Source organism: Bacillus pfraonensis (assembly GCF_050768835.1).
Lineage (GTDB): Bacteria > Bacillota > Bacilli > Bacillales > Bacillaceae_G > Bacillus_A > Bacillus_A pfraonensis.
Genome location: NZ_JAHCDO010000028.1, coordinates 1 through 22,457 on the forward strand (window position 1 = coordinate 1; position 22,457 = coordinate 22,457).

Annotated in this window: 22 protein-coding genes and 1 other annotated feature; of the genes, 3 read left to right on the top strand and 19 right to left on the bottom strand. The window is 37.1% G+C overall.

All coding sequences use genetic code 11. The features are described 5' to 3' along the window. The 4 genes from safA to nadB form a co-directional block, all read right to left on the bottom strand. Positions 1 to 1,434, bottom strand: a 1,434-nt coding sequence (safA, locus tag KFD70_RS22405) for a SafA/ExsA family spore coat assembly protein (RefSeq protein ID WP_431613420.1), incomplete at its 3' end; no start/stop codon positions are given. Positions 1,435 to 1,637: 203 nt separating this feature from the next. Then, positions 1,638 to 2,744 (bottom strand): quinolinate synthase NadA, encoded by a 1,107-nt coding sequence (nadA, locus tag KFD70_RS22410; protein WP_336450225.1) that lies wholly within the window; start codon positions 2,742 to 2,744, stop codon positions 1,638 to 1,640. Positions 2,745 to 2,773: 29 nt separating this feature from the next. Continuing rightward, a complete protein-coding gene (gene nadC / locus KFD70_RS22415; protein WP_336450226.1) occupies positions 2,774 to 3,607 on the bottom strand; it encodes a carboxylating nicotinate-nucleotide diphosphorylase in 834 nt (277 codons plus the stop codon). A gap of 19 nt (positions 3,608 to 3,626) precedes the next feature. Then, positions 3,627 to 5,153 carry an L-aspartate oxidase gene (gene nadB / locus KFD70_RS22420; protein ID WP_336450227.1) on the bottom strand — a complete coding sequence of 509 codons (1,527 nt, stop codon included), beginning with the start codon at positions 5,151 to 5,153 and terminating at the stop codon, positions 3,627 to 3,629. 174 nt (positions 5,154 to 5,327) lie between these two features. Here nadB and KFD70_RS22425 point away from each other — a divergent pair, with 174 nt between their 5' ends. From KFD70_RS22425 to KFD70_RS22435, 3 genes are all read left to right on the top strand, one after another. Then, positions 5,328 to 6,470: an IscS subfamily cysteine desulfurase gene (locus KFD70_RS22425; protein ID WP_336450622.1), complete on the top strand. Its 1,143-nt coding sequence runs from the start codon at positions 5,328 to 5,330 to the stop codon at positions 6,468 to 6,470. Further along, complete coding sequence (locus KFD70_RS22430; RefSeq protein ID WP_336450228.1) at positions 6,470 to 7,012, top strand: transcription repressor NadR; 543 nt, start codon at positions 6,470 to 6,472, stop codon at positions 7,010 to 7,012. Before KFD70_RS22425 ends, KFD70_RS22430 begins: the two co-directional genes overlap by 1 nt. A 115-nt stretch (positions 7,013 to 7,127) precedes the next feature. After that, the gene (locus KFD70_RS22435; protein WP_336450229.1) at positions 7,128 to 7,775 is read left to right on the top strand and encodes an MOSC domain-containing protein; all 648 of its coding nucleotides are present in this window, start codon (positions 7,128 to 7,130) and stop codon (positions 7,773 to 7,775) included. A gap of 43 nt (positions 7,776 to 7,818) precedes the next feature. Here the strand turns inward: KFD70_RS22435 and pheA are convergent, their stop codons facing one another. The 15 genes from pheA to minD form a co-directional block, all read right to left on the bottom strand. Next, on the bottom strand, positions 7,819 to 8,670 hold the full coding sequence (pheA, locus tag KFD70_RS22440; protein WP_336450623.1) for a prephenate dehydratase: 852 nt from the start codon (positions 8,668 to 8,670) through the stop codon (positions 7,819 to 7,821). A 95-nt stretch (positions 8,671 to 8,765) separates the two neighbouring features. Continuing rightward, positions 8,766 to 10,679 carry an ABC transporter permease gene (locus KFD70_RS22445; RefSeq protein ID WP_336450230.1) on the bottom strand — a complete coding sequence of 638 codons (1,914 nt, stop codon included), beginning with the start codon at positions 10,677 to 10,679 and terminating at the stop codon, positions 8,766 to 8,768. 49 nt (positions 10,680 to 10,728) lie between these two features. Next, a complete protein-coding gene (locus KFD70_RS22450; RefSeq protein WP_336450231.1) occupies positions 10,729 to 12,642 on the bottom strand; it encodes an ABC transporter permease in 1,914 nt (637 codons plus the stop codon). Further along, positions 12,617 to 13,393: an ABC transporter ATP-binding protein gene (locus tag KFD70_RS22455; RefSeq protein WP_336450232.1), complete on the bottom strand. Its 777-nt coding sequence runs from the start codon at positions 13,391 to 13,393 to the stop codon at positions 12,617 to 12,619. The genes KFD70_RS22450 and KFD70_RS22455 overlap by 26 nt, the downstream gene beginning before the upstream one ends. Before the next feature lie 93 nt (positions 13,394 to 13,486). Then, the gene (locus KFD70_RS22460; protein WP_336450233.1) at positions 13,487 to 14,569 is read right to left on the bottom strand and encodes a HAMP domain-containing histidine kinase; all 1,083 of its coding nucleotides are present in this window, start codon (positions 14,567 to 14,569) and stop codon (positions 13,487 to 13,489) included. Next, positions 14,559 to 15,266: a response regulator transcription factor gene (locus KFD70_RS22465; RefSeq protein WP_336450234.1), complete on the bottom strand. Its 708-nt coding sequence runs from the start codon at positions 15,264 to 15,266 to the stop codon at positions 14,559 to 14,561. The genes KFD70_RS22460 and KFD70_RS22465 overlap by 11 nt, the downstream gene beginning before the upstream one ends. Before the next feature lie 141 nt (positions 15,267 to 15,407). Beyond that, a complete protein-coding gene (gene obgE, locus KFD70_RS22470) occupies positions 15,408 to 16,694 on the bottom strand; it encodes a GTPase ObgE (protein WP_336450235.1) in 1,287 nt (428 codons plus the stop codon). After that, entirely contained in the window at positions 16,694 to 17,242 is a 549-nt protein-coding gene (locus tag KFD70_RS22475) for a Spo0B C-terminal domain-containing protein (protein WP_336450236.1), read from the bottom strand. Before KFD70_RS22475 ends, obgE begins: the two co-directional genes overlap by 1 nt. Positions 17,243 to 17,306: 64 nt before the next feature. Beyond that, on the bottom strand, positions 17,307 to 17,597 hold the full coding sequence (rpmA, locus tag KFD70_RS22480; protein WP_017150650.1) for a 50S ribosomal protein L27: 291 nt from the start codon (positions 17,595 to 17,597) through the stop codon (positions 17,307 to 17,309). A gap of 3 nt (positions 17,598 to 17,600) precedes the next feature. Continuing rightward, positions 17,601 to 17,945 (bottom strand): ribosomal-processing cysteine protease Prp, encoded by a 345-nt coding sequence (locus tag KFD70_RS22485; protein ID WP_336450237.1) that lies wholly within the window; start codon positions 17,943 to 17,945, stop codon positions 17,601 to 17,603. Positions 17,946 to 17,956: 11 nt separating this feature from the next. Then, positions 17,957 to 18,265: a 50S ribosomal protein L21 gene (gene rplU, locus KFD70_RS22490; protein ID WP_003200848.1), complete on the bottom strand. Its 309-nt coding sequence runs from the start codon at positions 18,263 to 18,265 to the stop codon at positions 17,957 to 17,959. A 14-nt stretch (positions 18,266 to 18,279) separates the two neighbouring features. Next, positions 18,280 to 18,357, bottom strand: a sequence feature (ribosomal protein L21 leader region). A 77-nt stretch (positions 18,358 to 18,434) separates the two neighbouring features. Further along, positions 18,435 to 19,823, bottom strand: a complete 1,389-nt coding sequence (locus KFD70_RS22495; protein ID WP_336450238.1) for an Rne/Rng family ribonuclease — start codon at positions 19,821 to 19,823, stop codon at positions 18,435 to 18,437. 67 nt (positions 19,824 to 19,890) lie between these two features. After that, positions 19,891 to 20,751, bottom strand: coding sequence for a M50 family metallopeptidase (locus KFD70_RS22500; protein ID WP_336450239.1), 861 nt, complete (start codon positions 20,749 to 20,751; stop codon positions 19,891 to 19,893). Continuing rightward, the gene (locus KFD70_RS22505) at positions 20,744 to 21,487 is read right to left on the bottom strand and encodes a peptidoglycan DD-metalloendopeptidase family protein (protein ID WP_336450240.1); all 744 of its coding nucleotides are present in this window, start codon (positions 21,485 to 21,487) and stop codon (positions 20,744 to 20,746) included. Before KFD70_RS22505 ends, KFD70_RS22500 begins: the two co-directional genes overlap by 8 nt. Positions 21,488 to 21,659: 172 nt before the next feature. Next, a complete protein-coding gene (gene minD / locus KFD70_RS22510) occupies positions 21,660 to 22,457 on the bottom strand; it encodes a septum site-determining protein MinD (RefSeq protein WP_336450241.1) in 798 nt (265 codons plus the stop codon).

Below are 22,457 nucleotides of genomic sequence, written 5' to 3' on the forward strand. Positions count from 1 at the left end.
CATCATGTTCGGCATTTGGTTATTATCCATTATCGGCATCATGTTCGGCATTTGGTCATTATCCATATTCGGCATCATGTTCGGCATTTGGTTATTATCCATTATCGGCATCATGTTCGGCATTTGGTTATTATCCATTATCGGCATTATATTCGGCATTGGGTTATTATCCATTATCGGCATCATGTTCGGCATTGGGTTATTATCCATTATCGGCATCATGTTCGGCATTTGGTTATTATCCATATTCGGCATCATGTTCGGCATTTGGTTATTATCCATATTCGGCATCATGTTCGGCATTTGATTATTATCCATATTCGGCATCATGTTCGGCATTTGGTCATTATCCATATTCGGCATCATATTCGGCGGTTGATTATTATCCATCATTGGCATCGTAATATTTGGTGGTGTTACTTGTGGAATAACCAGTTTTTCTTTTGTTACATCCGGTGACATTATATTACCCACATTTTCTTTTTGTACCTGTGGCGAAACAATATTACTTACATTTTCTTTTTTCGTCTGTGGTGACACTATGTTTCCTACATTTTTCTTTTGCACTTGTGGCGAAACAACATTACTTACATTTTCTTTTTTTGTTTGCGGCGATACTATGTTTCCTACATTTTCTTTTTTTGTTTGCGGTGATACTATGTTTCCTACATTTTCTTTTTTCGTTTGTGGCGACACTATATTGTTAGGCTTCATCTTATGAATTTGTGGAGCAATTAACTCGCTTCCTTTTTTTATTACATCTGAAATTTTATAGTCTTTTTTAGGTTTCATTGGTGGTTGGGGTGGCTGTGGTAATATATTTACTGAAAACTTTGTACTTTCTTTTTCCGCGGGTTTCTCTACTTTTTCTACAACTGGTGGCTTTTCAATTACAGCTGGTTTTTCCACGACTGGCGGCTTTTCAATTACAGCTGGTTTTTCCACAACTGGCGGCTTTTGAATAGGTACTTCTTTCTGAATTGGTTTTTCTTTTTGTATTGGCATTTCTTTCTGAATCGGCACTTCTTTCTGAATCGGCACTTCTTTCTGAATCGGCACTTCTTTCTGAATCGGCATTTCTTTTTGCGGCTTTACTTGTATTTCTTTTTGTGTTTGTTGCATAGCCGGTTGCTGCGTAATTGGCGCAGATTGATATGGTGCTTCTTCTTCATCTTCTATCCCAAGCGGCGTAGGTGTCGCTGCAAATTCTTTTTGTTGTACCTCTTTTACATATTCTTTTGGAGGAGCTGAGCCAGCACCCATATTTTTTTTCACATGCACACTGCTAGATGGTACTTTTATTTTCATACCTGGCATAATCAAATCGGGATTGCTAAGCTGCGTATTCGCCTTTTTTAACGTTTCAAGGTCTACTCCGTACTTTTTCGCAATTTTCCAAAGGGTATCCCCTTTTTGCACGATATGAATTTTCAAATTTTCCCCCTCCTGTATTACTTATCTATAAACAAAAATAATATAAAATGAAACTATCCTCTATGGTTTAACACTGTTGCTCTTACCATTTAGTCATACACAATATTGCACGAATATGAAAAATACAATGATTCCCTCAACACAATGTATGACTACGATTGGCTAATTATGTTTAATAAAAAAGCGACGGAAATCCGTCGCTTTTACACACGCTCTAACATACGATTTAGAGCAAGGACTGCTTCTTTTGTCACCTGTTTGTCTACCTGAATAACATTGATTTCCTCTCCTCTTTCTATCGTTTCTAACACCCATAATAAATGTGGTAAGTCAATGCGATTCATCGTTAAACAAGGACACATAAAAGGGTTTAGCGAAATGATTTCTTTATCTGGGTGCTGATGAATAATTCGATTGACTAAATTCATCTCTGTACCAATCGCCCATTTGCTCCCAGACGGTGCTTGTTCAATCATATCGATAATATATTTTGTCGATCCTGCATAATCAGAAGCTGCTACCACTTCATAACAACATTCTGGATGAACAATAATATTCATATCAGGATGGTTTTTCCGTACACTTTCAATGTTTTTGACAGTGAAATTTTGATGAACCGAACAATGCCCTTTCCATAAAATTACCTTTACATCTTCTATATCCCCATCGTACTCTAATGAATCTGTATGCGGATCCCAAACCGCCATTTTATCTAATGGAATCCCTAAGTCATACGCTGTATTTCTTCCTAAATGCTGGTCCGGTAAAAAGACAAGACGCTCTTTTTGCGTAAATGCCCAAGACACCATTTTTTTAGCATTAGAAGATGTTACTGTGGCACCGCCATTACGACCGCAAAATGCTTTAATAGCTGCTGTAGAATTGACATATGTCAATGGAATCATCGTACCTCCAAATAACTGCGTAAGTTCTTTCCAAGCTCGCTCTGTTTGTTCAATATCTGCCATATCTGCCATCGAACAGCCAGCACGCATATCTGGTAAGATAACGACTTGTTCATCTGTCGTTAACATATCTGCTGTTTCGGCCATAAAATGCACACCACAAAATACGATATATTTTGCCGCTTTATTGCTAGCCGCTACTTGTGCAAGTTGCAATGAATCTCCTGCAGCATCTGAGAATTGAACGACCTCATCCTTTTGATAATGATGCCCTGGAATAAATAACGTTTCCCCTAGTTTTTCTTTAATTTCACGAACACGCTCTTCCATCTGTTGTACTGACATTGTTTGATAACGCTCTGGTAACATCGTTTCGATTGGTTGAACCCTCTCTAAAATACTCATCAATAATCTCCCCCTCTAACCCTCTCGCCTTAAACCTCAATATTAAAGCTAATATCTAATGCTCCTGCAGAATGTGTTAATAATCCGAGTGAAATGTAATCCACCCCTGTTTTTCCATATTTTGATAAACTTTCAATTGTAATCCCACCTGATGCTTCTGTTACAATTGCACTTGGAACCATTTTAGAAAACTCACGCACTTCTTCTGGTGTACGGTTGTCGAACATAATAATGTCTGCTCCTGCAGCTACGGCTTCTCGGACTTGTTCTTCTGTCTCTGTCTCCACTTCAACCTTCACCATATGCCCAAGTTTTTCTTTTACAGATGTGACTGCGTTTGTAATAGACCCTGCAAAAGCAATGTGATTATCTTTAATCATGACACCATCGTATAACCCGAAGCGATGGTTATACCCTCCTCCGCAAACGACTGCGTGTTTATCAAACATGCGAAGCCCTGGCATTGTTTTTCTTGTATCACAAATACGTGTATGGTCACTTTCTAACGCCCGAACTGCTCTTTGTGTCATCGTTGCTATACCGCTCATTCTTTGAATGACATTTAAAATTACACGCTCTGCTGTTAATAGAGAGGTAATCGGGCCTTGTACAGTGGCTAAAATTTCTCCTTTTTCTACGAGATCTCCATCTTTTTTATGAAGCTCAATTTGAATACTTTCATCTAATAATCGAAAACCTTGTTCAATTACCGCTGTCCCTGCGAATATCCCTGTATCTTTTACAAGAAATGTTCCCTTTGCCTTTAAATTGTCAGGAAAAATGAGCTGAGATGTTACATCTCTTTCCCCAATGTCTTCTAGAAAAAAACTTTCTAATGCTTTTCTTACCTTTAACGCGTTCATAAGACCCCTCTTCCCCTCATTACACAAGCTGTAATTTTTTATTAGCAAGAATAATTTCTTTTGTTATTTTATTTTTGCTTGGATAATCACCACGATAATGACCACCTATGCTCTCTTTTCTTTGCAATGCCGCTTCTGTAATGAGCTGGCAAACTGTTAGCATATTCATAATTGTTATATCTTCATTTGTAAAAGCTCCATATTGCAGTTGAATGCTGTGCACACCATACTGTTCAAACCATTGCTTCGCACATAATAAGCTCGTTTCTGTTCGTACAATCCCTACGTATTTCATCATCTGTTCTTGTATCTCTTTTTTCGCTGGTAATTGAGGAATTGTAGATACTTCATGAATTCTTTCATAACCGTTTTCTTTTCCTTGTACTGGATGAGCTAAAATATGCGCTCCAATTCGTCTTCCGAACACAAGTCCCTCTAGCAACGAATTACTCGCTAAACGGTTTGCACCATGAACACCGTTACAAGCTACTTCACCAACGGCATATAATCGTGCAATTGATGTTTCTCCGTCACAATTCGTTTTCACACCACCCATATGAAAATGAGCACCAGGTACAACTGGTATTCTATTTTGTTTTACATCTATCCCATTCTTTTTGCATAATGCAGATACAGTAGGAAAACGCTCTTCAAAGTTTTGAATAGAAGAAATATCCAAGTATACACTTTCACCTGAAAGAAGCTGTTCATGAATCGCACGTGCCACTACGTCACGCGGTGCAAGGTCGTGCTGCGGATGTACGTCCAGCATAAAACGATGTCCTTTTTCATTTACCAGAACAGCCCCTTCACCCCGTACAGCTTCTGAAACAAGTCCGCAGCAACGACCACCTACATAGAGCATCGTTGGATGAAATTGAATAAACTCTAAATCAACCAACTCTCCACCAGCTCGGTACACGATTGCTAGTCCGTCACCTGTAATCGTCTCATCGTTAGACGTAAATGCATACACGCCTCCAATACCACCTGTAGCTAATACAGTGTGTTCAGCATAGTAACGATGTATATGTCCTTCACTATCACGGGTCAAAACACCCTTACATGTATCATTTTCTATTATTAAATCGAGCACCATTTCTTGCTCCACTACTGTAACGTAAGGAGCTACTTCCTGAATCAAATGCTCTAATAAGTTTTTTCCTGTTGCATCTCCCCCAGCGTGTAAAATACGTCGTTTTCGATGCGCGCCTTCTTTTCCAAGATGAGGCCCTTTTTCATCCCCATCAAATTTCATCCCATTTGCAATAAGCTTTCGAATCTCTTTCGGTCCTTCTTCAACTAAATATCGAGCAGCTTCCTCGTTGTTATAGTCACAACCAGCCGCTACCGTATCTTCATAATGATCATTCACATTGTCATAGGTAGCTACAGCTGCTGCAATTCCGCCCTGTGCTAAATGCGTATTGTTATTTCGCCCTGTTTTTTTTGTGATAATCATCACATTCTTTTCGTGACAAATCTCTTTCGCAACACTAAGTGCTGCAACACCACTTCCAATAATTAAGACATCTGCACTTGGCATGATCATTGCCTCCTACTTTACACTTTTCAACTGTCTTGACACCTATATTTACATAGATTTAAAATAATGACAAGAGTTTTTTAGAAAGTAATATTTTTACCAAGGAGTTTAACGAATTTTTCATACTACTTTAAAATAAAAACGAATGTAACTCTACTATAGAGAGGACTACACATTATGATATATCTTGACTATGCGGCTACAACACCAATGAGCAAAGGAGCGCTCGACACATATACGAAAGCAGCAGAGCAATACTTCGGTAATGAACAAAGCTTACACGACATCGGAGGAACAGCTTCATCTTTACTACAAGTTTGCAGGGCAGCATTTGCAGAAATGATTGGAGGCAAAGAACAAGGAGTATTTTTCACAAGCGGTGGTTCTGAATCTAATTATCTTGCAATCCAATCACTCTTAAATGCAAAAAGCGGCAAACATATTCTTACGACACCAATGGAACACGCATCCATTCGCAGCTACTTTCAGTCATTAACAAACCAAGGTTATACAATTACAGAAATTCCTGTAGATTCATACGGGCTTATTAATCTTGAAGCTTTAGAAGCAGCGATTACAGACGATACAGTTTTGGCAAGTATTCAACACGGTAACTCTGAAATTGGTACCGTTCAGCCTATCTCAAAAATTGGAGCCCTACTAAAAAAACACCATATTTTATTTCATACAGATTGTGTACAAACGTTTGGTAAACTCCCAGTTGATGTTACAGCGATGCATATTGATAGCCTTTCTGTTTCTGCACATAAAATATATGGACCAAAAGGTGTAGGTGCTTGCTATATAAACCCACAAGTTCGTTGGGGACAAGTCTTCCCAGGGACCTCTCATGAAAAAGGATTTCGTCCTGGTACAGTTAATGTGCCTGGCATTGCTTCCTTTCTAACAGCGGCAGAACATATATTAGATGACCGAGAAGAAGAAGGAACTCGTTTTGAACAATTACGATCTTATTTTACGGAACAATTACAAGCAATTCCTCTTGAAATTCAAGTAGAAGGTCATTCTACTTCTTGTTTACCTCATATTATTGGGGTTACAATAAAGGGAATAGAAGGTCAGTACACAATGTTACAATGTAATCGCCATGGCATCGCTATTTCAACAGGTAGCGCATGTCAAGTCGGCAAACAAGAACCTTCAAAAACAATGCTTGCAATTGGAAAAACGTATGAAGAGGCAAAACAATACGTCCGCTTTTCATTTGGACGTCATACAACAAAAGAACATATCGATGCAACCATTCATGCACTACACACAATTGGAAATCAATTTTATAGAGGTGTTAAATTATAATGAAACAAAATGATCGAAAAAAAATTTTAGGAGAAGAAAGAAGACAGCTCATCCTGCAGTGGCTCCTTGCAGCTAACGAACCGTTATCTGGAAGTGAGTTATCCAAGAAAACAAATGTCAGCAGACAAGTCATTGTGCAAGATATTTCCTTACTAAAAGCACGAAATGAACCAATTATTGCAACTGCACAAGGGTATTTATATTTAAAACCACAAGCAAAACAACAAGCTTTTGAACGTGTTATCGTCTGTCAACATAAACCAAATGAAGTCCGCCAGGAACTAACAATGCTTGTCGATCATGGTGTTACGATTAAAGATGTGAAAGTAGAACATCCTGTATACGGTGACTTAACAGCTTCTATTATGGTCAGCAACCGCTTTGATGTTGAACAATATTTACAAAAGATCGAAGAAACAAAGGCATCCTATCTATCTCAATTAACAGATGGGATCCACTTACATACAATTGAAGCAGATTCCACTGAAAAATTAAACGCTGCCTGCGAAGCGCTGGATCGCGCCGGATTTCTTGTTTATTAACATTTACACCAATCGTACATGAATAGATGAAAAAACACAGAGAACGATATTACTCTCTGTGCTTTTTCATATGAAGTGATATAATATTGAAATCAATTATAAAGGGGGATAACATATGGGGATCGAACTCATTCACTTTAGTACCGGCAAACCGAAGCAAATGCAATATGGAGAAAATAAAGAAATGACAACGGGCATCTGTAAAGTCCTTACAGAAGAGGCTTTTTTATCAAAAGATGGCTTTCGCGGAGATGGTGTAGCTGACCTCAGATTCCACGGTGGACCTGATCGCGCTGTTTGTGTCTACCCACATGAACATTACGCACTATGGGAACAAGAATTCCAAACAGCGCTCCCACCCTCTACATTTGGCGAAAATATTACTGTTACAAATATGTTAGAACGTGATGTTTTCATCGGTGATACATATCAATTAGGTGAAGCAATTATCCAAGTCACACAAGGTAGAGTGCCATGTAGTACCATTTCCAAACGTCTCGGTATCCCTGGAATCTTACCTCGCATTGTAGAAACGGGTTATACTGGCTATTTATGTCGTGTTCTTCAAGAAGGTGTTGTTCGGAAAGACTCACCGATTCAACTACTAGAGCGCCATCCAAGTCAAGTTTCTATTCTATTTTCTAACGAAGTATATTTTCATAGACGGAAAGATAAAGAGGCGATGGAGAAAATCCTTGGCGTTTCAGAGCTGGCAGAAGTTTGGCGTGAGCAATTAACAGATCGTTTAGCGAAATTGAAATAACATAAAAAATCCCACCTTATCATCTGGTGGGACTTATTTATGTCTACAACCAATACGAAGAATAACTCCCTAGCACCGTAACAGAAAAACCAAGCGCCTCAAGCTCCATCGTCACGCCTGGCAATAATACATCATCATACTCCTTATCAACATCGATTAAGAAAAAGTAATTTCCAAGGCCCGTTTTCATCGGACGAGATTCAATTTTTGATAAATTTAATTTTCTCCATGCGAAAGCTGATAACACTTGATAAAGTGCCCCCGCATAATCAGCAGGTAACGTTATCATAAGTGTCGTTTTCTCTCCGCGGTTCTCACCATTTTTCGGCAATAACGCTTGCTTCTTTTTATGTAACACTAGGAAACGCGTATGATTGTTTTTATGCGTATGAATATCACGCTGCACAATTGCTAACCCATACTTTTCCGCTGCCGCTTCATTTGCAATTGCTGCGATCCTTTCTTCTGGATGTTCTTTCACATACTGCGCTGCCGCACTTGTCGATGTCATATCACGGACTGTTACACCTTTTAATTCTTCATTTAAAAATTTATGGCACTGCGCAATCGCATGCGGATGAGAATGTACAGCGTATACTTCTTTCCACATTTCTTCATATTGTGGATGCACAAGCAAATGTTGCTGAATAGGTACTGTAATTTCTCCTACAATACAGAGCGGCTGCTCATGTACAAGATAATCGACAGTAATATTTACTGACCCTTCTATTGCATTTTCTAGTGGTACAACCGCAAAATCTACATTTCCATTTGCCGCAGCATCCATACAATCAGGAATCGTTCGATACGGTACATGCTCTGCTTCCGGAAAAAAACGACTCACCGCCATATTTGTAAATGTTGCTTCTGGTCCTAAATAGCCAACTCGAATCATCATCTTTCCCCTCTTTTTCGTTTTCTTACTGTTATACCATAAATATTTATATTCCTCTATATAAATTTCGAATATTTAAAAAAGACTAGCATTTGCTAGTCTAAATGTTTCCTATATTCTCTTTGAGCGAAGAAGAAATAAACGATACATGCCGCAATGTAAAACAGAATAAATAAGCCTACTTTTCTTAAGGATCCGCCCATAAAGACAGTATTATGAAACGTATATAACGCAACTGCACTGTGCATACTCCCTACTATAATTGGCGCAAAAAATAGCATACATAATTGCCAACGAGAAATTTTCCACACTTCTTCTTTCGTCATTCCAAGTTTAGAGAGCGCCCCATACTGTTTACGATCCGATGCAATATTATGAAACCATTTAAAATATACGATACTACATGAAGTAAGGAAGAATAATATACTAATGAACGAGCCTACAAATAGAGTAATATCGCCGAACTCTTTCATATTCACATATAACTCCATATTATTTCGAAATGTATCATTTGTATCTTGTTTCATATGTTTCCGTAAATCTGCATTTAATTCCTTTGAACTTTCAATATTTGATAATATATAACCTCTATATATCATTTTTTCAGAATCCGGAACCTTATTTGCAATACTAGCAAAATCTTCATCATTCATGACGAAAAACAGACCATTAATATGCGAAGGGTGATAGTTAAATTGTACCCCTTCTTTCTGACCGTTAAATGCGAATTGATACGTTTGATTCATTACTTGTAATTGAATATCTTTTTGATTATATACATTCGGATGATTGCGTTTATTATAATAAACAAGTGTCACTGTTCCTTTTTTAGGATGATACGTTTTCTGTTTTTGTTTTCTCGCCTCTTGATTGTATTCACTTTCCTTTATAAGCGGTGCAACTTCTGTTTCTCCTTTATTGGACTGAAAAGATGCATACACTCCAACAAAACTCATATATTGAAAATCATCATACCCATATTGATGCAATAATTTTTCAACCGCACCTTCCTCAAAGACTTCATGAGAAGAAGTACCTTTTTCTAGATAAGAAAATGAGTGTACTCCTCCATCTCGCCACATATCTTGCATCCCTGAAAAATATAAGAACACCGTACCTGTTGCCGTAACTACAAACGTCGTTGCCATGGACAATATAAAGAAAAATCGACCATTTTCCTTCATTCGATGTGACAATTGATTCACTATAAATAAATACGGATATGTATACATAATCTTTTTATTTCGTTTTATCATTTCTAACAATTGGCTAATACCGTGTGTAAAAGAAAAATACGTTCCAAAAAAGATAAGTATAGATATAGGAAAAAAGTATAACGCTATCGTTGCCATCGTCACTTGTAGCGCTAACGCATATCCCGTTCCTAAACAAGCAAAACCGAATAAACAAAGCCACCTTGAAGTTTTCTTCTCTTTTTTATCTGTTCGAAATTCTTTCAATAACCGAATGATTTTTATATTCCATATACGTAAAGCACTTATAAAAGATAACAGAATAAAAACGACCATATATGTAACAAACGTTACACCAATCGCTCTCACGTCAAATATGACAGGGAGTTCTTTCGGAAGGCGAAGTAACATACTAAATACCATAAAAAAGAGTTTCAAAAAGATCATACCAAGCCCAATACCGAAAATATTAGCAAAAATTCCAATTAATATTTGCTCGGTCATAATCACTCCTATTACGTTAGACTTCGTCGCTCCCATTAACATATATAATCCTAATTCTTTCTTACGTGCTTCTATAAAAATAGAAGTAGAATACAAAATAAATATAACGAAAAAAGAAATAATTATAACATTACATATGATAAGTCCCCAGCGTACGTTTTGATACCACATCGTTTCTTGCATGTATGGATGTACAATGACAGACATATATGCATAAGAAGCAAATATCGCAAAACAACTGCTTAAGAAAAACACTTTATAATTACGCCAATTCCCCTTTATATTTTGCATCGCTAGTTGCCGAATATTCATCTATCGCCCTCCTGTAACATACTACATACGTAAAAAGCTAGAGGTTTCCCTAGCTTTTCACGTGTTTTAAATATCCTCTTTGCGCGATCATAAAGTAAATCGCAGAAGCTAAAATGTATGCTCCAATTACAATCGTACCTGATTTCCATAGATCTAAATAAAGCATTTTCCCTAATGTATGAAGAGCAAATCCGCTATGAATAGCACCAATGAGAATTGGGATAAAGAATATAACTCCCATTTGACGAATTGCAATTTTACGAATTTCTTTATCTGTCATACCAATTCGCTTTAATGATTTAAATTGAATACGATCTTGTTCTTTATCGTTAAACCATTTAAAGTATGTCATGCTACAAGCAAAGAAGAAGAAGAGTACTGCTACAAAGAAACCGATGAACATTGTAATTGCCCCTTGTTCCTTCATCGCTTTATACGCAAGAACAGAATTATGGAAATTCTCTTGTTGTTCTGGTGCAATTTCTTTTTTCAAGTCTACTACAAGATCCTCTGTTCCTTTCCAATCTCCAATATAATAGCCGTAATATTTCGTCTTTTCTTCATCTGATACGAGCTGTGCATATTTCACAAAGTCTTGGTCATTCACAATGAGATAGCCTTCATCATTAAAAACAGATTGCGAAATTGGATCCTTTAGCTTAATAGACTGTTTTTGTCCGTTCAGCGTAAACTCAAATGGCTTCGTACTATCTATCTTCACAAAGTCATTCATCATATCAATTAAAACCATCGTTGCGCTTCCTGGTGCATTATGAACTTCCTCTTTCTTTTGCTTACGTGCTTCTTCATTATATTCTTTTTCTGAAATAATACTTAAAGGCATCTCATGCTCACCATTAAACATCGCCAATTTTTGTTTTCCAGGAAGTTTTACATATGTTACTTTTCTCGCGTCTTCAAACCCGTGTTTTTTCAATAACTCTTGCATTTTCTCGTCACTAATGACATTATGCGTATTTACGCCCTTTTCCTCATATGAAATCGCATGAGGGGTACTAGCCACTGTTTTATAACTCATATCTTGAAAGAATACATAAAGCGTACCGATTGCGGAAGAAACAACAGCTGTAATAATTGAAATAACAAAGAGAAAGCGAGCATTGTCTTTCATTTTATAGATGAGATTACTAAGTACAAACATATTTGGATAAGTATAAAAAGATTTTTTTCGTTTTTGTAACGCCTTTAATACGACAGTGCTACCTTGCGTGAATAATAGATACGTCCCTGCAATTGTGAGTCCCACAATTGGTAAGAAATACATCAAAAAATTCATCAATGTAACTTGGAAACAAAGCACATACGCTACAATAATGCATAATACGCCGATGATACATAACCATGTAAATGCAAAAGGCTCTACTTTTTGTTTTCTCGCTTCTCTTAACAAATCAATAATTTGCAAGCGTCCCACTGTCCAAACACCAAACAATGATAAGATAAAAAAGAGAATGAAGTATATACTAGCTGTAATCAAAACTGCTTTTCCATTCCAAACGAGTGGAAGGGTTTTATCTATACCTAGCAATACACTTAAAGCTTGAAAAAACAACTTTGAACAAAGCATACCAAGAGCGATCCCTACTACAATTGCGATTACACCTAAAATCATTTGCTCTAGTATAATCATACGGCCAAGCTGTACTTTTGTCCCACCTATTAATGTTAATAAACCAAACTCTTTCTTTCTTGCTCGTAAAAACGTTGAGTTAGCATATAGAATAAAGAGTGCTGAGAAGATGACAACAATATAGTTCATAGATTCTAATCCTTTTGTAATCATCACCTTCATGCTAATGTTCCCGCTTACTACATCTGGATGATAGATAAAAGAAGCATACATAAAAAATACTAAAATCGATAAACAACTACTAATAAGAAATGCTTTATAATTACGCCAATTTCCTTTTACATTATTAAGCGCGAGCTGGCGAAAGTTCATGATATTCCCCTCCTAGCATCGCAAGTACATCTAAAATTTCTTGGAAAAAGGCTTGCTTTGTTTTTCCTTTATGAATTTCTGAGAAAATTTCTCCATCGCGTATAAAGAGAATTCGTTCGCAATAACTCGCTGCTACTGGATCATGCGTTACCATTGCAATCGTTACTTTTTTCTGTTCATGTAAATCTTGCAGAGCACCCATTAACGATTTTGCAGACTTAGAATCTAAGTTCCCCGTCGGTTCGTCTGCTAAAATTAATGTTGGTTCATGAATAATTGCTCGTGCAGCTGCTGCACGTTGTTGCTGTCCACCTGATACTTCATATACTTTTTTGTTTAAGATTTCTTCAATATTTAAGAACTTTGCAATCTCAAGTACCTTCGTATCAATTTCTTTTACAGAACGTTTTGCCATTACAAGCGGCAAAATAATATTTTCTTTAATGGATAACGTATCAAGCAAATTAAAGTCTTGAAAGATAAATCCTAAGTGCGTACGACGAAATTCCGCTAGTTTTTTAGCACGCATTTGGCTAATCTCCTCGTCATTTACGTAAACATGACCTGATGTTTGTTTATCAATTGTTGCTAACAAATTCAGAAGCGTTGTTTTCCCGCTTCCTGAAGGCCCCATAATTCCAACAAATTCGCCTTCCTCAATTTTAAAATTTATATCATGTAAAGCGGTCGTTGCCACTGAACCTTTTGATTGGTACACCTTCGTTAACCCTTTTACTTCAAGAACACTCATTTCTAATCCCCCTATGTGTTTTCTTCTTACATTTACTATAAAAAAAATGAGAAAAAGAAACGAGTGATTTCTCTTACAAAACCATTTGTTATCTTACAATTTTGTCATTTTTCTCATCAATGTATGATATTCTTCATCTTTTGCAAATTGGAACGTGAATGTCGTTCCTTCTCCTACAACTGATTGGGCATACATTCCATGATGTAAATTATCGCAAATTTCCTTCGTAATATATAAACCCATCCCAGTCGCTTCCCTCGTTTTACGGCCGTTTATTCCCGTAAAGAACGGATCAAATATACGCTTGACATCTTGCTCTGGAATACCAACTCCATTGTCCTTAATATGTAGCAACACCTTTTTGTCTTTCTCTTCAATTTGAAATTGAATTTCTTTTTTCTCTGCTTCTGAAATTTTTGTATACTTAATTGCATTTACAACAATTTGACCTATAGCAATACTTAGCCATTTTTTATCAGATGCAACCATACAAGTATCTTCTTCAAACATCACTTTCGGAAACACTGACGATTGAATGAAAGATTTTCGATTTTCATTAATAATACCTCGAATAATCTCTATAACATTTACTACTTCTACTTTATAATCCTTTGCAAATTGCTCTAATCTTGCCATATGTAATGCTAAATCTAAACCATTTAGTATGCGGTTGTTTTCTTCGCGAATACTTTCAACTGTTACTCTCGCTTCACGATGCTCTTTACCAAACTTCTGCAACAATAATTCAATAACAGATACTGGTGTTTTCATTTGGTGAATCCATTGGTTCATAAATATCATTTGCTGTTGCTCTCTCGCATGCTGTTTATGAACTTCATTCATATATTGCTGTCTTAGCAAAGTGAAAGCCTCAACGACCATCTCTTGCTCTGGTGTATAAGATTCATCAATAAGTAAAGAATCATGTAATGTATTTCCACCAGCAACATATTTTTCGATTCTATTTAAAAATACACTTCGTTTTCGGTAATCATAAATGAGGTATACAGTAAACACAACTGTCCCTAATAAAAGCCCGTATAACCACGCACTCCAATCAATTGATCTTTTTTCTAAGATACTTTGCAACTGCAATACGAGTCCAAATAAACAAAGGCTTACAATATAAGATAAAATTAAAGAAAAGCGGTCTATAAGGTACGTTTTAACCTTCATGCCCTTCGCCCCACTCTGTCAGGAGCGCGTAACCGTATCCACGTTTCGTTACAATTGCATTTTTTATGCCTAACTCCTCTAATTTCTTCCTTACGCGCTTTACATTTACGGTTAATGTATTATCATCAACAAAAGCTACTTCATCCCATAGAGCTTCTAACAGCTCTTCACGCGTTACATATTGGTTTGCCTGTTTCATTAAACACTCTAATAAGTAAAACTCATTTTTTGTCAGTTCTGTTTGTTGCCCCTGCCACTCAACAATATGCTGGGACGGAAATAACAACAGTCCATTTACACCTAAACAATCACTCTCTGCCGCAGAAGCATACTCACCATACCCACGGCGAAGTGCGCTTTTCACCTTTGCCATTACGATATCTAAATGGAATGGCTTCGTAATGTAATCATCTCCGCCATTTTCAATCGCCATTACTTGATCCATTTCTCCTGTTCTTGCAGAAACAAAAATAATGGGCGCATTCGATACAGTACGAATTTGACGACACCAATAGAAACCATCAAAATACGGTAAATTAATATCCAGTAGCACGAGATGAGGATTTACTTTTACAAACTCATCTTTTATATGACGTAAATCGCTCGCTCTAAATGCTTGATAGCCGTACCTTTCTAAATGCTCTTCTAATATTCCCGCAATTTTCTCATCATCTTCTACAATTAATATTTTATACATGTTCTTTTTCTCCCCATGAAAAAATTCTTTTAAAATTACTCCTTTTTTCCATTATAAATTGAAAATTAAATTAGTGGGGATTTTTTCCTATATCAATCTAACTATTGCGATATAAAAAAAGACTGCCGTATTTTGGCAGTCTTAATCGATAAATTCAAACTCATATTCAAGAATTTTTACAATATCCCCGTCTTTTGCACCGCGTGCACGAAGGGCTTCATCAATACCCATACCACGCATTTGACGAGCGAAACGACGTACAGATTCATCACGCGAGAAGTCTGTCATCTTGAATGTTTTCTCAATGTCATAACCAGAGATAACAAACGTACCGTCGCTTTCACGTGTAATTTCAAATTTAACACCTTCAGTTTCAAATTTGTACATTACACTTGCTTCAGATTCGTCTACAACATCATGTACTGGGAATTCTGGTGTTGTTTCCACTAAGTTTGCTACTTCAAATAATAGATCACGAACACCTTGTTTTGTTACTGCAGAGATTGGGAAGATTGGAACTTCGTCTCCTACTTTCTCTTTAAACGCTTGTAAGTTTTCTTCTGCATCTGGCATATCCATTTTGTTTGCAACAACAACTTGTGGACGTTCTGTTAAACGCAGATTGTACTCTTTTAATTCAGCATTGATTGTCACATAATCCTCATATGGATCACGGCCTTCTAAACCAGACATATCAATTACATGCACGATAACACGTGTACGTTCGATATGACGTAAGAATTGGTGTCCAAGTCCAACGCCGGCATGTGCTCCTTCAATTAATCCAGGAAGGTCAGCCATAACGAAGCTACGGTTATCACCTGTTTCAACAACACCTAGGTTCGGAACGATTGTTGTAAAGTGATATTCTGCAATTTTCGGACGTGCTGATGATACAACAGATAATAATGTTGATTTACCTACGCTTGGGAATCCAACAAGTCCAACATCCGCTAATACTTTTAGTTCTAAGATTACATCACGTTCTTGACCTGGTTCCCCATTCTCAGCAATTTCTGGTGCTGGGTTCGTCGGTGTTGCAAAACGTGAGTTACCACGACCACCACGACCACCTCTTGCGATAACTGCTGATTGCTCATGCGTTACTAAATCAGCAAGAATTTGACCAGTTTTTTCATCTTTTACAACTGTTCCTGGTGGAACCTTTACGATTAAATCGTCAGCTTTACGACCATGCTGCCCTTTACTCATTCCGTGCTGACCACGATCAGCTTTGAAATGACGTTGGTAGCGGAAGTCCATTAATGTACGTAAGCCTTCGTCAACAACGAAAACAACATCTGCACCTTTACCACCATCGCCACCTGCTGGGCCACCTTTTGGAACATACTTCTCACGACGGTACGCAACCATTCCGTTTCCACCGTCGCCACCTTTTACATATATCTTGACCTGATCTACAAACATTATTTCACCACACTTTTTTCAATTGGTTGTAATATAACCGAGACTTCGTTATCTCGCATTGTATAAGAAATGGAATACCATTTATTGTTTTGGTTTGTAAGCCACGTTTGCAGTTCTTCTACATTTGTTAGCTTGCCACGAAAATCAAAAAAGAAACGAGCATTCTCCGCGTTACATTCAATTGTGATACAAACATAATTTTCAACATAAACGTCTAAACTATGCTGAAGTATTGAGAAAAATTGACTCGTCCATGTATATACAGTCTCATCAACATGAGATAAGTTATGTAGTTCTCCTAATACTTCGTACTCCAATAAGCACGGTTGCTGTTTCCAATTATATGTTAAAATCCATTCTGAAAATAGAGGCATTGATAGCTCCATCAAATAGGATTCTTGTCTCGCTTCTTGGACAAAACGCTCGATGAGCCCATGAATCTCTTCCACTCTTCCAAGTGAAAGGTTTCCTTTAATCATCTGCATACGATTCAGCCAATCATGTCTTGAATGGCGCAATGCATCTATAATTGTCCATTTTTTATTCATCCAGATACTCCTTAATATAGAAAAACTCTAACCTGCACTCAGGTTAGAGTTTTCCGTGAGTTTCTTATGCTTCTTGAGCAACAGGATATACGCTCACTTGTTTGCGGTCACGGCCAAGACGCTCGAAGCGTACTACGCCGTCAACTTTCGCGTATAAAGTGTCATCGCCACCACGACCAACGTTAACACCTGGATAAATTTTTGTACCGCGTTGACGGTAAAGAATTGAACCACCTGAAACCATTTGACCATCTGCGCGTTTAGCACCAAGACGTTTTGACTGAGAGTCACGACCGTTCTTTGTACTACCTACACCTTTCTTAGATGCGAAAAACTGAAGATCTAATCTTAACATACGTTACACCTCCTGCACTTTTTCTATTAAACGGATATACTTTCCGTAATCAAGTTCAATCGTCTTAAGCGAAACAACTAATCCTTCTAAAAGTGTTTGTGCTTTTTCCATCGCATGAGCGTCTAAATCATTAGGCAATTCATACGTTAAGAATCCGCCGTCACTTCCGAGTTCAATAGTTGCCTGCACATTACAAAGTACTTCCACTGCATTTATAGAACCAAACACAACCGCAGTTGTTCCAGCACAAACAAGATCTTGTCCATGCGGCGCATAATCGGCATGTCCAGTCATTTTAAATGATTGGATACTTCCTAACTTCGTGCGACTTATCGTAATTTTAATCATCTTAACCAGAATTAAGCGTTGATTGCTTCAATCACTAGCTTAGTGTAAGGTTGACGATGACCTTGCTTTTTACGATTGTTCTTTTTCGCTTTGTATTTGAAAACGATGATTTTCTTAGCGCGACCTTGTTTTTCAACTTTCGCAGTAACTGTTGCACCTTCTACAACTGGGCTACCAACTTTCACGTTTTCGCCACCAACGAAAAGAACTTTGTCAAAAGTAACAGTTTCACCAGCTTCAGCATCTAATTTTTCAATGTAGATTTCTTGACCAGCTTCAACTTTGATTTGTTTTCCACCTGTTTCGATAATTGCGTACATACTTGCACCTCCTCATAATTACTAAGACTCGCCAAAACGAGGTAGACATAGCATGTCTTTTAGGAACCTGTCTTGTGCGGTTGTAGCATATAGCAGTTTAGGTGCTATAAACTATAACATAGAGATGTTATCATGAAACATAGACCATTGTCAATAAATGTTCTGCTAACTATTTTTTCCGATTCATGATTTCTTTCTTCGTTCCAAATCGAATAATCGCATACTTCTCAGTTTCTTCATCTGTGAAATAAATTTGAAGTAGTATATTTTTCTGCAATTCTTTTTGTAAAAATATTTTTTGCACTTCTTTGGGCGCTGCAATTAACACCGCTTCATCTTCTGCATGATTGTACGTAATAAGCTCTCTTTCTAGCTCATATGCAATCGTTTCATTTGAAATGACATATCCTGTCGTTTTGCAATGTAAACAATCTTCTAGTAATACGTCACGTAATGAATGTTTCTTACGCTTACGTGTCATTTCTAAAATACCGAGCTCTGTAAATCCGAGAACACGTGTATATGTACGATCTTTTTGTAAAGAAGAAACGAGTTTCTCTCTTACCTTCTCTTTATCTTCTTGTTTTTTCATATTAATGAAGTCAATTAAAATCATACCACCAATATCACGTAATCTTAATTGACGAGCAATTTCTTCCGCAGCTATTTCATTTGTTCGTAATACTGTATCTTGCAAGTTCTGTTTCCCAGTAAATTTACCGGTATTCACATCAATTACAGTCATTGTCTCCATTTGTTCTATGATTAAGTAAGAGCCGTTTGGAAGCCACACTATTTTTTGCAGTGCTTTTTCAATTTCACGCTCAACACCATAATGACCAAACATAGAAGTTTTTTCATTATAAAGCATAACTTTTTCTTTTCCTACTTTATCTTCTACTTCATTTAAAATACTGTGCGAGTCTATTATTACTTTTGAAATGGATTCAACTGGGTTTTCTTGAAACACACGATCTAAAAACGTCTCAGGACGATGAAGCAATAGAGGAGCCTTCCCTTTTCCCTCTTTTCTTTTTAACTCTTCAAACATCTCCTGAAAATGTTTCATTTCACTCTGAACTTTATCCACGGAACCTTTTTCACATGCTGAGCGAAAAATAAAACCTCCAGTTCCCCCTACTTGAATTTCCATTAATTGTTGTCGTTTCTTATAATTTTTTATTTTCCGGGAAACAGCACGCATCTCATCATACGGCATATAAACGACATATTTCCCGGTAAATTCTATATTAGCTGTTAGCTTTGGACCTTTTGTATCAATTGCTTCTTTCACAACTTGTACGAGCAGCGCTTGCCCTTCATGTATTCGATATGATGATGGAACATCGTCGTAGGAAAGATATGCATGTTTTTCTAAACCTATATTTACAAAAGCTGCATTCATCCCCGCAATTGTACGTACTACGCGTCCTAAGTAAATATGTCCGACAATTTCTTGTTCTTCGTTTCTTTTCCATAGTAGTTCGACAATCTCTTGTTCTTCTTCGACGGCAACTCTCTTTTCCGAACCAGTATAGTTGATGTATAACGTCTTCAAAATACTTTCCTCACTTTTTTATTTTCTTTTCCTCTTACAATATAAAAGGTTAGTGTCATCGTCAACACTAACCGATTAATTCTGCTACAGATGAAGTTGTTCGTTTTTCAGTAAAATATGCATAAAGCAATTCATTTTCATCTAATGTATAGTGCTCTTTATATTGGCCCTGAACGATAATCGAGTGTTTATACCCTCTCCGAAACTTTGTAAAAATCGTATACAACCGGTCGTCCGTTCGCACCTCGATTGGAGCAATTTTTTCAATATCTCGCTTGTTTCCATAATAACGTTCTAGTAAAAAACGCATAAATGCATAGCGCCGTTGCTTCCATTCTTGATATAAAGAAATAGCTAAAAACAGAAGAAGCGCCCACATCATAATATTATTACTATTCCAAAAGAGTTGCCATCCTAATATCGCACTAAAAAAAACACATGATATTTTCATCATCTTCTCATGCGCCTGTAAATAAGGGAATTGATGTGATAAAACATTAAACAATACTTTCCCACCATCTAGTGGCCAGATTGGTAATAAATTAAACCCTAGAATAATTAAATTGTTCCATACAAAAAAATGATACAGTTCCTCACTAACCCACCCTGTCCTAACCAAGACATACGCTACCCCAATCATCCATACATGTTGAATAGGTCCCGCTATTACAACGACTAATTCTTCCTTTAACGGCTTATTCCCATGCTCCTCAAGCTCCGCCACACCGCCAAACGGCAAAAGTTTTATTTCCTTAATTCTCCATTTATAATAAGCTGCTGCGAAGGCGTGCCCAAGTTCATGAATCAAAACGATACAAAATAAAAGTAGTATTTCTTTAAAACGCGCTGTAAAAATCCCAATCGCTATAATTCCCCAAAACAGTGGGTGCACTGTAATTTTTGACAATACTTCACTATATTTATTCAAATGAAATCACCTGAATCGGATCGATAAATTTTTCATTCTTTTTGATTGCAAAATAGAACTTACCATTCTTGTTATCTGCACTGCTCCCAACTGTTCCAATCTTTTGTTTCTTTTCAACATAATCATATAATTTTACAGATGTCTCACCTAAATTTCCATACCAAGATTCCGTACCATCTGCATGTTGGATCTCAACTATATTTCCATATTCCTCTTTCTTACCAGCGAAAATGACAACTCCTTCATTTACAGATTCAACAGCTGTATTCGCAGCTGTTTGTACAAATACCCCCTGACCATCTTTTTGAAAACTTTGCATGACTTTCCCTAAAGCTGGAACTGCATAATCTTTTTGCTGCGCTGATTGTTTCTTTTCATTTGCAGGTAGAAAGGCAAGCGGTTTTCCAAATTGATCTTCGTACCATTTAGATACAGTAGCAAACTGAAATTCTTCTTGCATAATTTGTTTTACAACCGTTTTTGCTCCATCAAAAGAAGCCGGTGCATTTTTAAATAAAATAGCTACCGAGAGAACGAGAATTGCTGCTAATAAAAATTTAAATAAAAATACTTCTTTTCGAAAAAGAGGATGCACCTCTTTTTCACCTTCTTCAATGAACATCGTTTCTCCATCAAAGTTACCTTCTGAAAAATACTGTTCTTCCTCGAGCCTCTCTTGTTCTTCTTTTCTCTTTGCAATCCGCTTTTTAATCTCTTCTACACGTCTATTCTTCATCTTGTCCCCTTCCTTTTTCCACCTCTTCTTGCAAGAGGCAAGTAAAGTAAAACTTCCAGTAAATAAAAGTTCTCTATTTACCAAAATACAGTTTGTACATATGTATGAACTCTGAAGAGAAGATATTCATGAGAAGAAAAAAGAAAGCACCTCGCATACATGCGAAGTGCTTTTAACGAATTCCAAAGAAATTCTTTACTTTTGTAAAAACAGATACTTTTTCTTGTTCAAAGGCTTGTAAAGGTACAGATTCGCCTAACAAACGTCTTGCAATATTCCGATAAGCTAATGATGCTTTTCCATTTGGCTGCAACGCTACAGGTTCTCCTGTATTTGTGGCACGAATGACCTCATCATCGTCTTCGACAACTCCAAGTAAATCAATCGAAAGCGTACGTACAATCTCATCTACATCTAACATATCTTGCTCATGCAACATGTGGCTACGCACACGGTTAATAACAAGTTTTGGTGGTTCGATATCTTCTTTTTCTAAAAGCCCGATAATACGGTCTGCATCACGCATAGAAGATACTTCAGGTGTCGTTACAACAATTGCTTTATCTGCACCTGCCACCGCATTTTTGAATCCCTGCTCAATACCGGCAGGGCAATCAATTAATATGTAATCATAATCTTGACGTAATACCTGTATTAATTCATCCATTTGTTCAGGTGTTACCGCTGATTTATCACTCGTTTGTGCTGCAGGTAATAAATAAAGCTCATCAAAGCGCTTATCTTTAATCAGAGCCTGAGATAAACGACAACGACCTTCGACGACATCAACAAGATCAAATACAATACGGTTTTCTAGCCCCATTACTACGTCTAAATTTCTTAGACCAATATCCGTGTCGATTAAACAAACCTTTTTCCCGGATAATGCTAGGGCTGTACCAATGTTTGCAGACGTTGTAGTTTTGCCTACTCCGCCTTTTCCAGATGTAATTACTATTGCCTCTCCCAC